We start from the raw sequence: 14,564 nt of genomic DNA on the forward strand, positions 1-14,564 counted from the left end.
CACCGTCCTCGTCGTCGATCTCGACCCCCAGGGCAATGCGAGCACCGCGCTCGGCATCCCGCACACGTCGGGGACGCCGTCGAGTTACGAGCTGCTCCTCGGTGAGGTCACCGCGCAGGAAGCGATCCAGCAGAGCCCGCACAACGAGCGGCTCTACTGCATCCCGGCGACGATCGACCTCGCCGGCGCCGAGATCGAACTCGTCTCGATGGTCGCGCGGGAGAACCGCCTCAAGAACGCGCTGTCCGAGAAGGCCCTCGCCGGCATCGACGCCGACTTCATCCTCATCGACTGCCCGCCGTCGCTGGGCCTCCTCACCGTCAATGCGATGGTCGCGGCCAAGGAAGTGCTCATCCCGATCCAGTGCGAGTACTACGCCCTCGAGGGTGTCGGTCAGTTGCTCCGCAACATCGAACTGGTCCAGGCGCACCTCAATCCGGAACTGCACGTCTCGACGGTGCTGCTGACGATGTACGACGCCCGCACCAAGCTGGCGGACCAGGTGGCCGAGGAGGTCCGCAAGCACTTCGGTGACGCCGTCCTCCGCGCGATCATCCCCCGCAGTGTGAAGGTGTCCGAGGCCCCCGGCTACGGCATGACAGTCCTCGACTACGACCCCGGATCGAGGGGGGCGATGAGCTATCTCGATGCCGGCCGCGAACTCGCGGCACGCGGGATGACCACCACGACGCAGGAGCAGTGAAGATGGCGCAGACACGTAAGGGCGGACTCGGCCGCGGGCTGGCAGCGCTGATCCCGACGGGACCGGCCAACGGTGGACCGGGGCTGGGGAACGCGGCCGCGGACGTCATCATCGGGACGTCGACGCCGGCCGCCGGCGTCGCCACGGTGGAACCTCCGGTGGCACCGGCAGCGGACGACGCGGATGCGGTGGTCGTCAAGCCCGCGCCGAAGACTGCTCGGAAGACGGCAGCGAAGGCAGCCAAGGCACCGGCCAAGGCCGCGCCGAAGGCCTCCGGGACGGCGAAGGCCACGGATGTCGTCGCGACCGCCCCGACCCCGGCACCCGCGGTGCGCACCGACGAGGAACCCCTCTCCCCCACCGGTGCCGTGTACCACGAGATCCAGCCGCACCTGATCGAGCCGAATCCGAAGCAGCCCCGCCACGTCTTCGACGAGGAGGCGCTGAACGAACTGGTGCACTCGATCCGCGAGTTCGGGCTGATGCAGCCGATCGTCGTCCGGCGGGTCGGCCCGGAGCAGTACCAGTTGGTCATGGGCGAGCGTCGCTGGCGCGCGAGCCAGCTCGCCGGTCTCGAGACGATTCCCGCGATCGTCCGGGAGACCACCGACGAGACGCTGCTGCGCGATGCTCTGCTGGAGAACATCCACCGGGTGCAGCTGAATCCGCTCGAAGAGGCCGCGGCGTATCAGCAACTGCTCGAGGAGTTCGAGGTCACCCACGAGGAGTTGGCGGCCCGGATCGGGCGGTCGCGCCCGGTCGTGACGAACATGATCCGGCTCCTCAAGCTGCCGATCCCGGTGCAGCGTCGGGTCGCGGCGGGTGTGCTGTCCGCCGGACATGCGCGGGCCCTGCTGTCGCTCGAGGCCGGTGCGGATGCGCAGGAGGTGCTCGCCGCCCGCATCGTTGCCGAGGGCATGTCGGTGCGGGCCACCGAGGAGGCGGTGATGCTCGCGAACCGCGAGGGCCCCTCCCCCGCCGCGCCGGTGAAGCGCAAGCCGATCCAGATGCCGGGTCTGCAGGATGTCGCCGAGCGGCTGTCGAACTCGTTCGACACCCGGGTGACGGTCAGTCTCGGCAAGCGGAAGGGCAAGATCACCGTCGAGTTCGGTTCGGTGGACGATCTCGAGCGCATCGTGGGCATGATGGAGCGGCAGAGCGGCAACTGAGTGCGGTTCGCCGGTTCCAGGAACCCGTGACCAATACGTCACTGTGACGTTACGGTCGTCGGAGTAGAGCACGGTTGCATCACGGATCATTGAAAGTGATTGCTGCTCAGTAGGATTCATCACCCCGACGGCATCGCCGGGCCGCCGACGGAACTATCCCCTATCCTGGAGGGGATAGTTCCGTCGAGGAGGGGCGAGCATGGAGGCTGGCTTACACAGTGTCGACTAGCGTCACGTCACTCACACTGGACGGACTCGACAAGCTGTCCTCGCACGCCCGGCGATGTGTCTTCTGGGAGATGGATCCCGGCGCGGTGCGCACCTCCCGCGAGTTCGACGGCCTCCACGATCCGGAGTTCGAGAAGGAAGCCTGGCTGTCGATGGTCATGCTCGAGTGGGGATCGTGCGGTCAGGTCGCCCTCGTCGACGACAAGCCGGCCGGTTGTGCGCTGTACGCGCCACCGAACATGGTGCCCCGGGCCGACCTCTTCCCCACCTCGCCGGTGAGCGCCGACGCGATCCTGCTGACCACGATGCGGCTGGAACCGATCGGTGACGAGTTCGAGTTGGGTTCGACGCTCATCCAGGCGGCGGTCGGCGATCTGGTCCGCCGTGGTGTCCGGGCGCTCGAGGCCTTCGGAATCCGCCCCGATGCCGGCTCCTCCCCCCGTGACGTACCCACCGCGACCGCCGCGATGGAGTGCTCCCCCGAGGAATGCATGATCAGCGCCGACTTCCTCACCGAAGTCGGGTTCGAAGTGGTCGCACCCCACCACCGGTTCCCGCGGTTGCGGCTCGAACTCGATCGGGACCACCTGTGGAAGGCGGACGTCGAGGCGGCCCTGGAGCGGCTCCTGGAGGTCGCGTCCCTGTCACTTGTCGATATCGACGAACGAAGCCCTGTGGGGGCCCACTAGGACCCCTTTCGGGCCGTTCCGGCAACACCGGCGAACCTCCGGTGTCCTGAACCGTCGATCGGGTACGCGCGGATCGGTGCTGCGAGAAGGATGGTTGCAGCGGTTTCGTGCCGACGACTACGTCAGCGGGCCCGCTCCGCGCCGGACAGTTCCTCGGCGAGCAGTTCGGCGAACGTGAAGGTGCCGGTGGGAGCGTCGTCCTGCCCCAGCAGGTACAGCCGCTTGACGGCGACGAGGATCGCCTCGGCGATGGTGTCGCGGTATCGCGGATTCGTCAGCACCGAAACGTCGGAATCGTTTGTGACGTAACCGATGTCGACCTGAACGGTCGGCATCTTGGTGAGCCGCAACAGATCCCAGGTTCGGCCGTGAGTCCTGCAGTCGCGCATAGGTGTTCGAGCGACGATCTCCCGCTGGATGAAGCCGGTGAGGATCTGACCGATCATCGAGGTGGAGCCGTGGGAGTTGCCGAAGTGGAAGCTGGCCACGCCACTCGCGGACGGGCTGGTGTGGCTGTCGCACCGCAGCGCGATCATCAGATCGGCGTCGAATCCGTTGGACGTCTCGGCCCGCTGGGCCTCGCTGGGATTGGCGTGCGGCGGGCGGGACAGGAACGTCTCCATCCCGGTCGCCGCCATCCGGCCCTCGAGCCGGCTCGCGAGATCCCAGAGGATCTCGGCCTCGCTCATCGGGCCGTGCGGCGTCTGCACGATCCGGCCCGTGTCGGCGCCGCCCAGACCCGGATCGATGACGATCCGCTTGCCGCTGAGCTGCGGGCCGGAGCGGCGGACCAGCTCCTCCTCGCTGATCGCGTGCGGTGAACCGCCGGAGACCCGGGTACCGAGCAGCTCCAGGGAACGCAGGGTGGCGGGGCCGCAGATGCCGTCGGCGGCGATGCCGATCTCCCGCTGGAACGAGCTGAGTGCCTCGTGCGTCTGCGGGCCGAAGTAGCCGTCCACCCGTCCGACGTAGAAGCCGAGGTCCTGCAGGCGTGTCTGCAACGCGGCGACGTCGTCGCCGTAGAGCGGGGCCGACAGCTGGTAGATGAGGGTGCGGGCACCGAGCCGGTACGACGCCTCCTTGAGCGACCGGTACGTCGCGGGGCCGACGATGCCGTCGACCAGCAGGCTGCGCTGCTGCTGGAAGGCGCGGACGGCGGAATCGAGATGGTGATCGAAGATCGCGTCCGGGGCCACCCAGTGCGAGCCGTTGACGGACTCACGCTGCGTTTCCGCCATCCCGTTGTGGAGGAAACCCAGGCCGGTCAAGGTACCCCGGATCTCGGCGACGGCGGGGCCGTGATCGCCGTGACGGAGTAGCTGCATGCTCGCGGGCCTTTCGTTGCGGACGTTGATCGATTCTCTCAGACCACCCCCGGATATCGGCAATCCACTAGGCCACAGTGTGACAAGGCTGTGGCGCCAGTCGGGTCACACTGTGGCCTGTCCGGTGACATGTTCGGTGCCTACCGGGGGGAGCGGTGCGGGTTCGGGTCAGAGAACGTCGGCGAGATCCTTGAGGAGGGCCGCCTTGCCCTTCGCGCCGACGATGGTCTTCACGGGCTTGCCGCCCTGGAAGAGGATCATCGTCGGGATCGACATCACCTGGAAGTCGCGGGCCGCGCCCGGATTCTGGTCGATGTCGAGCTTGGCGACGGTGAGCTTGTCGGCGTGTTCACCGGCGATCTCCTCGAGCACCGGCGCCACCATCTTGCACGGGCCGCACCACGTGGCCCAGAAGTCGACGAGCACGGGCTTCTCGGCGTCGAGAACTTCCTGCTTGAACGAGTCGTCGTTGATGGTGATGGTGTTCGCCACGGGATCCTCCTGGGATCTGGTCCGGATGGGGTACGGGTGAGGGGTCGAACAGGTCAGGCGTCGACGGCGACGGGCCGGCCCGCGGCCGCGAGGGTGTTCTCGGTGATGTCGCCCTGGTCGGCCAGCCAGCGCTCGGCGTCGATCGCGGCGGAGCAGCCGGTGCCGGCGGCGGTGATCGCCTGACGGTAGGTGTGGTCGACCAGGTCGCCGGCCGCGAAGACACCCTCCGTGGAGGTCGCGGTGGTGGGCGACTGCACCTGGACGTAGCCGGCGTCGTCGACGTCGACCTGGCCCTTGACCAGTTCGCTGCGCGGATCGTGGCCGATCGCGACGAACATGCCGGTGACGTCGAGGGTGGACTGCTCGCCGGTGACGGTGTCGCGCACCACGAGGCCGGTGACACTGTTCTCGCCGAGGACCTCGACCGGTTCGGCGTTGGTGAGGAAGCGGATCTTCTCGTTCGCCTTGGCGCGCTCGAGCATGATCCGGGACGCGCGGAACTCCTCGCGGCGGTGCACCAGGGTGACGCTGCGGGCGAACTTGGTGAGGAAGGTGGCCTCCTCCATCGCGGAGTCGCCGCCGCCGACCACGACGATGTCCTGGTCGCGGAAGAAGAAGCCGTCGCAGGTGGCGCAGGCGCTGACGCCGCGGCCGAGGAGCTTCTCCTCGCCGGGGATGCCGAGGTAGCGGGCGGCGGCGCCCATCGCGAGGATGACGGCGCGCGCGTAGTAGGTCTCGCCGTTCGCGACGACCTTCTTGACCGGGCCGTCCAGCTCGATCTCCTCGACGTCCTCGGTGCGGATGTCCGCACCGAAGCGCTTGGCCTGCTCACGCATCTCGTCCATGAGGTCCGGGCCCATGATGCCCTCGCGGAAGCCGGGGAAGTTCTCCACCTCGGTGGTGGTCATCAGCGAGCCGCCGAACTGGGTGCCCTCGAAGAGGAGGGGCTCGAGCTCCGCGCGGGCGGCGTACACGCCGGCCGTGTATCCGGCGGGTCCGGAGCCGACGATGATGAGGTCACGGACCGTGGTCGGAGTAGTCATGCGGGCCTTTCCTGTTCCTGTCGTGCAGTTCTGCGATGCGGTATGCGGTGGTTCACTGCTGCTCGCGCGATTCCATCCGGGGTGGCGGGGCTCGCGGAGTCGGTCAGGTCAACAACAGATTAGTGGGTGTTGTTCCCGGCGTCCGTGCGCCGCACGGACCGGTGCTGTCGAACGTTTCAAGTGGAACCGAACGTGTGGAGAGGGTCATAGTCACCGTCGCGTCACGTCGCTCGGCCGGTGAACCCGGTGACGAACGGGCGGATCAGATCCGCCGCGGTGCGCCGGACATGGTCGACGTCCTCGCCCCGCTCGACCTGCCGGGTTGCGGCGTGCAGCACGGCGTTGACGAGTTCGGAGGTCGCAGCCACATCGGGAACCCCGAGTTCGGTGAGCGCATCGGACAGCGGAGTGACGAGGTCCTCGTGCATGGCTCGGCTCTTGGCGTCGAGTGCGGGACCCGGCGCGAGCTGCGCCAGCGCGGTGGCGATGGCGTGCTCCCCCTCGGCCACCAGCTTCAGGTTCGCGTCGATGTAGGCCAGCACCCGCTGGGCGGGGCCGCCGGCGTCGGACATCTGGGCGGTGACCTGCGCGGACCACCGGGGAAAGGAGTCCTCGATGAGCGACTCGAGGAGGTGCTGACGGGACCGGAAATACTGATACATGCTCGAGCGTGCGAGCCCGGCGCGGGCCGCGACCTCGCTGAACGACGGGATGTCGGTGGCGCCCTCGGCGAGGACCTCCCGTGCGGCGTCGAGGAGGGCACGTTGCTGCGCGGCACGATGCTCACCGACCGTCGGTGCATTGATCCGCGGCACGCGCCCTCCTCGCACTCGTCTCGGTTACCGGGGTTCGAGCCGCCCGTCCGTCATCTCGACCACGCGGTCGCAATAGTCGAGAACATCGTAGTCATGGGTCACCATGACGGTGCCCACCCGCGATACCCGGGTCTCGTCGGCCAGCAGTTGCACGATCTCGTGGCTGCGGGCCCGGTCGAGGGCCGCGGTGGGCTCGTCGACCAGCAGCAGCGACGGTGCCGACACCAGCGCGCGGGCGATGCCCACTCGTTGACGTTCGCCGCCGGAGAGCTGGTCGGGGCGGCGGTCGCTCTTGTGGCCCAGGCCCACCTGCTCGAGCAGCTCGAGCGGGTCGCGGAACTTCCGGCCCTTGGTGTTGCCCAGGTGGGACACGAGACGCAGTTGGTCGGCCGCGGTGAGCGACGGGATGAGGTTGCCGCTCTGGAACACGAACCCGATGTGTTCGAGCCGGAACTTCGCGGCCTCGGCCCTCGTCATGTCGAGCAGGTCGCGGCCGCCGACTCGGACGGTGCCCGAGTCCGGGGTCGTCAGCGCGCCGGCGACCGCCAGCAGGCTCGACTTGCCCGAGCCCGACGGGCCGACGACGGCCACCATCTCGCCCGGCCGGACGGTCAGGCTCACCCCGTCGAGTGCGGTGACGGTCTGCTCGCCGTCACCGAGGCGCAGGTTGGCGTCGACGATGTCCAGGGCGGCGGTGTCGAGTGCGGTGTCGGTGGTGCTCACGGTGTCCTCCTGTGCGCTGCTGCTCCGGGCGCTCATCGCTGGCCTCCCAGCGCGTTCAACGGGTCGACCGACGCGATGCGGACGATCGCGATCGCGGCGCCGACCAGTCCGAGGACCGTCAGCGCGGCGGCGGCGACCGCGACGGCCGCCGGTTCGAGCAGGAACGGCACTCCCCCACCGATCAGCGAGCCGAAGCCGTATCCGACGGCCGCGCCCACCGCGACCGAACCGAGCAGCAGGATCAGCGCCTGGGCCAGGCCGTCGCGCAGCAGGTATCCGGTGGAGGCGCCCATCGCGCGCATCACCGCGATCTCGTGCTTGCGCTGGATGGTCCACACCGTGAAGAAGGCGCCGACGACGAGCGCGGAGATGGCGTAGAGGAACACCTTGATGAGGTTCAGGGTCATGGTTTCGGCGCTGAAGCCGGGTGAGGACGCGAACGAATCCTCGAGTGCGACGGTGGACGTCCCGGCGGCCGCGTCGCCCGCCGCGATGTCGAGCGTGGTGCCGGGCTGTGCCCGCAGCGCGACGGCGGTGGACTCGGTCATCGCCTGCGGGGGGACGGGCTCGCCGGGGCGGACACCGGAGTGCAGTTGGCGCCACGTGTCGATCGGCAGGTAGGCGACGTCGACGTGGCCGAACGTCTGCTTGCCGTCGGTGACACCGACGATCTTCAGTTCGGTGCCGAGGCGGTCGATGGTGACGGTGTCGCCGACGTCGACGCCGGCGTCGAGGGCGCTTCTGCTGATGACGATGCCGTTCGGCTCGCCCAGTCCGGTGCCGCGGGCGGCGGACGGGGCGAGGAACGAGTCGGCCGGGACGCCGAAGAGCGCGAAGTCGACCGGCACGTCCTTGTCGTTGTGGGCGTTGACGAGCATGTTGCCGAACGGCTGGGCCTCGGCGACACCGGGCTGTGCCCGCCACGCGTCGACCTGCTCGTCGGTGACGACGCTGCGCGAGAACGCGGAGTCGGTCTTGGTGCCTTCGTTGAACGCGAACCCGTCGACCGGCATGGCCTTCAGGCCCGAGACGCCGTCTTCGACGAGGCCGGAGGACAGCCCGGACAGCAGCACCATCAGCACGGAGATGAGGGCGATGACACCACCCATCAGGCCGAATCTGGATCGCGCGAACCGTAGCTCCCGCAGGGCGAGGAACATCTGTGAACTCCTGGTCGGTGTGATCTGTCGATGCAGCCGACGAGGCAACTCGATCTTCCCGACGGCCTGTCGGTAAACATACCAACGCACTGTCGGCAAGTTCGGGGGCGGGTGCTCTCCCCGGGGCTTCTCGTGGCCGCCGGGACTGCGACCGGAGCCGGTGGCGTGATGCGGCGCGGTGTCCGACAATTCAAGGCGATGAGTGCACAGACAACTGCCGGCGTGCCGCCCACGGGGCGGCCCCGGGACCCCCGGATCGACACCGACGTCCTCGCCGCGACCCGCGAGATGCTCCTCGAGGTGGGCTGGGAGCAGTTGAGTCTGCGGGCCATCGCCACCCGCGCCGGTGTCAGCCGGGCCGCCGTGTCGCGGCGGTGGGCGTCGAAGGCGCACCTCGTGCTCGACGCCCTGCTGGGCGCGACACCGGACCTCGCGCCGTTCGAGGGGACCGACCGCGCCGGCTGGATCGACTGGGTCGTCACGGGCAGCGCGCAACTGTTCTCCCGGCCAGATGTGCGGGAGGCGCTGCCCGGGCTACTGGCGGCCCTGCGCGATCACGAGGACCTGCGCGCCGCGCTGTGGCAGGGATTCAGCGGCCCGGCCACGGCATTGTTCGTGGCACACGGCAGTGAGGGCGCCACCGACGAGGACCGTGCCCGGGATCTGCGCGACGCCAAGGCGGTACTGGTGGCGGCCGCCGGCGCCGCCCTCTTCTCGAGTCTCATCGCGAGGGACGACGACACCGCCGAGACGCGTGAGCGGATCCGGGAACTTCTCGCCCCCGTCGCCGGCCGGGCGGATTCCCGAGCCGGGAACTGATTGCGGGTCAGCCGATTTCGGTCTGCGCCAGCAGGTCCGGCGTGGCCGCGCTGCAGCCGGACCCGACGACGACCGCCGTCAGCGCGGGCGGGCGGGGGCCGGCGATCAGCATCAACACCGCGGCACTCCCCCGGTACGACACCTCCCGGGTACCCACCACCGGCCGGGCCGGGTCGATCCCGATGGCCTGCAGGCACCCGGTCCGGACGTCCGGGTTCTCGAGGTCCCCGATGCCCGTCGCCGCCCGCGAATCACGCATGAGGGCGAGTACCTGCTCGCCGTCGAGGTCCGTGCCGAGGTCGACGGTGGCCGGTGGTGCGGGTGCCGGGGTGGTCGGGGTGGGGATCGCGATCACGGTCGGTGGCGCGGGCTCGGGGCTGTCCAGGGTGGTGAGAGCGAAGACGACGGCGACGGCCGCGGCCATCGAGGCGGCGGACACGGTGATCCACGTGAGCATCCGGCGCCGCGAGGGCGCGTCGGACAAGTTGGTGACGCCGGTCGACGCGGGTGAATCATTCAGTCCGAGAGCGGAATTGATTCGGTCGGCGACGTCCCGGGGGATGGGCGTCGCGACGCTGTGATCGCGGCCGGCCTCACGGAGCCGGGCGGTGACGGCATCGAGCGAGTCGAGCACGGCGACGGCGTCCGCGTCCTGGCGCACCAGTGGCCACAGTCGGGCGCTCGCCTCGTCGGACAGGACGCCGGCATGCAGGTCGGCCAGCAGGTCCGCCGAGAACGGGGGGCCGAACGGTTCTCCGTCGTCGTGATCCGTCATCCCACCTCCAACCCGCAATGTCCGGGGCACGAATGTGCCTTCAAGTAGTTCAGACGCCGGGAGTTCAAGATCGGTTCCCTACATCTCGCAAGTATTCCAAATGGGGTGCCAGCTTCGACCGTGCGCGAGCGCAGCGACTCTTGACCGTTCCCGCCGGAATGCCGAGCCGCTCGGCGGCCTCGGCCACCGAATAGCCCTCCATGTCCACGGCCACGATCGCCGCCCGCTGGTCCGCCGACAGCCGCAGCAGCGCCCGGTCGACGAGCATCGTCGTCTCGGCCTCGGCGATGCGGTCCCGCTCGTCGCGGGGATCGACGGACTCGTCCGCCGACAGCGACACCGTCGGCCGAACCCGGTTCCGCCGGATCCGGTCCAGACACGCATTCACCACGATCGTGTGCAGCCAACTGCGCACGGCCGCATCCGCCCGGAACGACCCCGCCGTCCGGTGCGCCGAGGTCAGCGCCTCCTGCAGCGCGTCCTCCGCGTCCTCGACGGTGTAGCTCGTTCTCCTCGCAACATGCCAAAGATGGTCGTAATGCCTGCTCAGCAGCTCACCGAACGCGCCCCCGTCACCCGACGCGTGCGCTGCCAAGAGTTGTGCATCCGACAAATCAGCTTTGGCGACCCCCCTGAAGATTCGCACCGGCGGATGTTAGCCGATCGATTGCCCGTTTCGTACCGAAGGGCGTCGCCGTGGAAGGTCTCAGGAGGTGGCGGTGAAGGACACCTCGGCCAGGTCGGACTGGTTCTTGCCGCCCGTGGTGCCGAGTTCGGTGATCCACACGATGACGTTCTTGGTGGCGCCGTCCGTCTTCAGCGGGATCTCCGTGACACCGTCCTTCAGTGTGCCGGTGCCGATCACGCGGGTCTGGTCGAGCGAGGTGTTCGGGGCCGGCGCGGAGCGGATCTCCACCTGCGTCCCCGGGCTCTTCGACGTGATCTGCATCGAGGACAGGTTCGTCGCCTCGTCGAGCGTCACCATGAGCCCCACGCCGTTCTTCAGGGCCGGGAACGGCTGGAAGTACGCATCGGTGCTCCACGCGGTCGCCGGATCGCCGTCGATCGCCTGACCGGCGTTGGAGGCATTGTCCGGGGTGCCCTGGGGCGAGAACACGGCCGCGCCGGTCGGTGTGACCGGACGGGTCGCCGCGGGCGGCGGTACGGCAGCCGAGGATTCCGCAGCGGTCGCGGGTGCCTCGGCCGTCGTCGTCAGGCCCAGGTTCTGGTTCGTCAACGGCTCGTCGGAGTTGCCACCCGCCAGGAGGTTCGCGAGCCACCACCCGATCAGTGCGAGGACGACGATGGTGAGCGCGCCGAGCGACACCAGGGCGACGAGCGTGCGGTTGGACTTCTGCTTCTCGGCGGCCACCGCCTCCGGATCGGCCAGGGCGTGCGAGTCGCTGCCGGGGACCCGCTGGCCCAGTCGCAGCGCGGGCATGAGGTCGGTCTTCTGGTCGACGACCGTCGCCTGGTCGAGGATGTGCTGCACCGTCGCCGCCGCGCGGATGCCGCTGTCGCCGCCGAGCGCGCGCACCGCGACGGCGGAGATCTCGAACGGGACCTCCGGTCGGAGCGCGCGGGGTTCGACGGGGCGACCCGACGGATCACGGTCGGCGGGGCGCATGCCGTCCGCCGCCGCGGCGCCGTCGTCGAGCGGCCAGCGGGCCGTGATGAGCGCGTACAGCATTGCGCCGAGCCCCCGCACGTCCGCGGCCGGGTCGGCGTCGGACAGGGTGCCCGGGAACGCGAGGACGGCGTCGCCGGCGGTGCTGATGCGGATCCGGTCGGGATCGTCGATGGACAGGGCGCTGCCACCGCGGTGTGCCGCCTCCGCGGCCGCCGCCAGCGCCCGGACTGCCCGCGCCGCGCCGATCGGGGACGGATCGGTGTCCGCCATCTCCTTCAGCGAGCGGCCCGGCGTCCATTCGGCGACGACGATGCCGCCGGAACTGCCGCGGACCACGTCGAGCACGCGTGCGAGCCCGGACGAGTTGATCCGGCCCAGGCGCAGCGTCCGGGACAGGATCGCCTGCGGCCCGTCCGGTCCGGTGGCCGCGGGGCCCTCGACGCGCTGATCGGCGTCGACGAAGGTGAGGGCGACCTCGCGGTCGAGCTTGATGTCGAGTGCCTGCCAGAACTGGAGTCCGCGCGCCCCGCCGTGCGGTGCGAGGAGGCGATAGCGGCCACCGGCCACCGACGCCCCGGGGATCAGTTGCGGACCGCGCAGTTGCGGGCGCGGTTCGGGGACGGCGCCGGCGACGCGCAGCGGCGGCAACGGCGAACCGATCGAGAACACACCGGTGTCGACGTTGAGGTCGCCCCGGCGTCGACGGTCCCGGCGCTCGGCCGCGTCGTCGAACGTGGTGGTCGCGGGATCCGCGGATGGTTCGGAATCGCCTGCCGCGGAGCCGTTCTTGTCCGGGATGCCCGCTGTGCGCGACGCGTCCGCAGGGTCGTTCGCGGGGGTCGTCGACATGCCTGCGGAGTCGGCCACCTTGGTGGTGCCGTCCTCGACGCCGGTGAAGTCTTCGGACGTGCCGGTTCGCTTGTCGGCACCGTCGTCGTCGCTCACACGTGCTCCTTCTATGAACTCGTCGGGAATGTAGTCCCCACCGACGTACGCCTCGCTGCGTCCAGGGTACGGGAGACCGTCAGGCCTATCGAGGGCCCGCGGGAGGTCACGGATGACCGGAATCAATTCGGTGTCAGGCTCGTACGAGGATCCGACGGCGACCGTCGCCGGCGCCTCCGCAGCCGTGCCGCGGCCGCGCAGGCCCGGAATCCTCCGCTGGACGGCCACGGTGATCGCCATGACCTCCGGCACCTTCGCGAGCCACATCAGGATGAACGTCACCACGAGCATGAGGGCTCCGGTGATCGCGACCCGGATCATCGCGCCGGGTCCGCCGAACGACTCCGACAGCCGGTCCAGGCCCAGCAACTTGTCCGCCGCGAACATCGCGATCGCACCCGCCGCCGACGCGAGCACCACCACCCACACGGTCTTGCCGACGTTCGCCATGCGCAGATCGCCGAGGCTGCGGTGCAGCAGGTAGCCGCCGATGAAGGCGCCCGCGACGAACGCGAGTCCGTTCGCGACACCGAGCAGGACCACGACCTGCTGGTCGTCCGACGTCAGTACCGGGGCGAGCGCCGACAGGGCGATCTTCACACCGGTGATGCCGAGGATGATCCACGTCGGCGTCCACGCCTGTTCGCGCGCATAGAACACGCGGAGGTGGATCAGCACCAGCGAGTAGGGGATGAGCGTGAACGCGGACCAGCTGACGGCCTCGCCGAGACGTTCGGCGTTGCCCGCACCGAAGTTGCCGTACCCGTACAGTGCGTGCCCGATCTGAGGACCGGCGAACGTGAAGAACGTGACGACGGGGACGAGCGCGATCATCGTCAGACGGGTCGCGACCGACAGGTCGTCGACGACGGCGGGGGTGTCCTCGGCGGCCGCATTGCGGCTCAGTCGCGGCATGATCGCCGTGAGCACGGTGACACCCAGGACGCCGTACGGCAGCTGCAGCAGCAGCCAGGCATTGGTGTAGATCGCCGGGCCGGCCTCGTCGGCCGCCGCCGAGATTCGGGTCGCGAACATCATGCCGAGCTGACTGATCAGCACGTAGAGAACGATCGCGACGGCCATGCCACCGAACTGCTTGAGCCGGTCGTCGAGCCCCCACAGCGGGCGCAGCGAGATGCCCTGCCGTCGGATCGCGGGCACCAGGCTCACCGCCTGCGTCACGACGCCGGCGGTCACACCCAGGCCCAGGATCAGGACGTGAGGGTCACTGATCCGGACCGGGTCGAGCTCGATCTCGCCGGGCACCAGCCAGTACGCGGCCAGGATGCCGAGCACCACGACATTGTTCAGGACCGGCGCCCACGCGCCCGGTTTGAACTCCTGCCGGGTGTTGAGGATCGCCGTCAGCAGCGCGGACATGCCGTAGAACAGGATCGCCGGCAGCAGCAGGAAACACAGTGCCGTCGTGAGCGCGGTGTTGACCTCGCCGTCCTTCGGCAGGAAGACGTAGGTGGTGAGGATCGGTGCGGCCGCCGTCGCGAACAACGCGGCCGTGCCCAGCAGCGCGAGCGCCGCCGTGAAGAGTCTTCGGATGAACGCGGCGCCCTGATCGGGGTCCTCCCGCTCCGCGCGCACCAGGACCGGGACGACGATCGCGGTGAGAACCGCGCCGAGTACCAGTTCGGAGATCATGTTCGGGATCTGGCTGGCGACGGTGAAGGCACTGGCCACGGCGGGGCCGAGCGCGGTCAGCAGCAGCAACTGCTTGAGGAAGCCGGTACCGCGGCTGATCAGCGTCGCGAACGCGATCGACCCAGTCGCGGCGAGCAGGCTCTTCTTCTGTGGTTCGTCGGCGGTCCGGGGCACGCTCTCGGTCTTCGGCGCCGGAGGCGCTTCCGGCGGCCGCGGCGGGCCGGGCCGCTGCGGGACCGGGCGCTGTCCGCTCGCCACCGGGGGCCGCTGTCCGTGCGGTGCCGGGGGTCGCTGCCCGCTCGGCGGCATGGGCCGCGGTCCCTGCGGGGGTACGGGTCGCTGTCCGCTCGCCACCGGGGGCCGTTGACCGCCCGGTGCCGGGGGTCGCTGCCCGC

The 14,564-nt window shown here is 69.6% G+C and carries 13 protein-coding genes; 4 read left to right on the top strand and 9 right to left on the bottom strand.

Annotation, left to right across the window (positions count from 1 at the left end):
- From IJ15_RS0122030 to IJ15_RS0122040, 3 genes are all read left to right on the top strand, one after another.
- On the top strand, positions 1-703 hold a 703-nt coding region (locus IJ15_RS0122030; RefSeq protein WP_031940501.1), incomplete at its 5' end, for a ParA family protein.
- Positions 704-705: 2 nt separating this feature from the next.
- The gene (locus tag IJ15_RS0122035; RefSeq protein WP_031940502.1) at positions 706-1,872 is read left to right on the top strand and encodes a ParB/RepB/Spo0J family partition protein; all 1,167 of its coding nucleotides are present in this window, start codon (positions 706-708) and stop codon (positions 1,870-1,872) included.
- Positions 1,873-2,090: 218 nt separating this feature from the next.
- A complete protein-coding gene (locus tag IJ15_RS0122040; RefSeq protein WP_031940503.1) occupies positions 2,091-2,789 on the top strand; it encodes a hypothetical protein in 699 nt (232 codons plus the stop codon).
- A gap of 122 nt (positions 2,790-2,911) precedes the next feature.
- Here IJ15_RS0122040 and IJ15_RS0122045 read toward each other — a convergent pair whose 3' ends face one another.
- The 6 genes from IJ15_RS0122045 to IJ15_RS0122070 all read right to left on the bottom strand — a co-directional run bounded on the left by IJ15_RS0122045 (position 2,912) and on the right by IJ15_RS0122070 (position 8,347).
- A complete protein-coding gene (locus IJ15_RS0122045) occupies positions 2,912-4,114 on the bottom strand; it encodes an N-acetylmuramoyl-L-alanine amidase (RefSeq protein ID WP_031940504.1) in 1,203 nt (400 codons plus the stop codon).
- A gap of 168 nt (positions 4,115-4,282) precedes the next feature.
- Positions 4,283-4,606, bottom strand: coding sequence for a thioredoxin (trxA, locus tag IJ15_RS0122050; protein WP_031940505.1), 324 nt, complete (start codon positions 4,604-4,606; stop codon positions 4,283-4,285).
- 53 nt (positions 4,607-4,659) lie between these two features.
- Positions 4,660-5,649 carry a thioredoxin-disulfide reductase gene (trxB, locus tag IJ15_RS0122055; RefSeq protein WP_031940506.1) on the bottom strand — a complete coding sequence of 330 codons (990 nt, stop codon included), beginning with the start codon at positions 5,647-5,649 and terminating at the stop codon, positions 4,660-4,662.
- A gap of 221 nt (positions 5,650-5,870) precedes the next feature.
- Positions 5,871-6,464 (bottom strand): TetR/AcrR family transcriptional regulator, encoded by a 594-nt coding sequence (locus IJ15_RS0122060; RefSeq protein ID WP_031940507.1) that lies wholly within the window; start codon positions 6,462-6,464, stop codon positions 5,871-5,873.
- Between the two features lie 24 nt (positions 6,465-6,488).
- On the bottom strand, positions 6,489-7,223 hold the full coding sequence (locus IJ15_RS0122065; RefSeq protein ID WP_031940508.1) for an ABC transporter ATP-binding protein: 735 nt from the start codon (positions 7,221-7,223) through the stop codon (positions 6,489-6,491).
- Positions 7,220-8,347 carry an ABC transporter permease gene (locus tag IJ15_RS0122070; RefSeq protein ID WP_031940509.1) on the bottom strand — a complete coding sequence of 376 codons (1,128 nt, stop codon included), beginning with the start codon at positions 8,345-8,347 and terminating at the stop codon, positions 7,220-7,222. The genes IJ15_RS0122065 and IJ15_RS0122070 overlap by 4 nt, the downstream gene beginning before the upstream one ends.
- A gap of 198 nt (positions 8,348-8,545) precedes the next feature.
- Here IJ15_RS0122070 and IJ15_RS0122075 point away from each other — a divergent pair, with 198 nt between their 5' ends.
- Positions 8,546-9,166 carry a TetR/AcrR family transcriptional regulator gene (locus IJ15_RS0122075; protein ID WP_031940510.1) on the top strand — a complete coding sequence of 207 codons (621 nt, stop codon included), beginning with the start codon at positions 8,546-8,548 and terminating at the stop codon, positions 9,164-9,166.
- A 7-nt stretch (positions 9,167-9,173) separates the two neighbouring features.
- Here the strand turns inward: IJ15_RS0122075 and IJ15_RS0122080 are convergent, their stop codons facing one another.
- From IJ15_RS0122080 to IJ15_RS0122090, 3 genes are all read right to left on the bottom strand, one after another.
- Entirely contained in the window at positions 9,174-9,941 is a 768-nt protein-coding gene (locus tag IJ15_RS0122080; RefSeq protein WP_031940511.1) for a hypothetical protein, read from the bottom strand.
- A 64-nt stretch (positions 9,942-10,005) separates the two neighbouring features.
- On the bottom strand, positions 10,006-10,587 hold the full coding sequence (sigM, locus tag IJ15_RS0122085; protein WP_031940512.1) for an RNA polymerase sigma factor SigM: 582 nt from the start codon (positions 10,585-10,587) through the stop codon (positions 10,006-10,008).
- Between the two features lie 60 nt (positions 10,588-10,647).
- Positions 10,648-14,478, bottom strand: a complete 3,831-nt coding sequence (locus tag IJ15_RS0122090) for a lipid II flippase MurJ (protein ID WP_081880871.1) — start codon at positions 14,476-14,478, stop codon at positions 10,648-10,650.
- Between the last annotated feature and the right edge of the window lie 86 nt (positions 14,479-14,564).

The sequence above is a fragment of the Prescottella defluvii genome (assembly GCF_000738775.1).
GTDB classification, from domain to species: Bacteria; Actinomycetota; Actinomycetes; order Mycobacteriales; family Mycobacteriaceae; genus Prescottella; species Prescottella defluvii.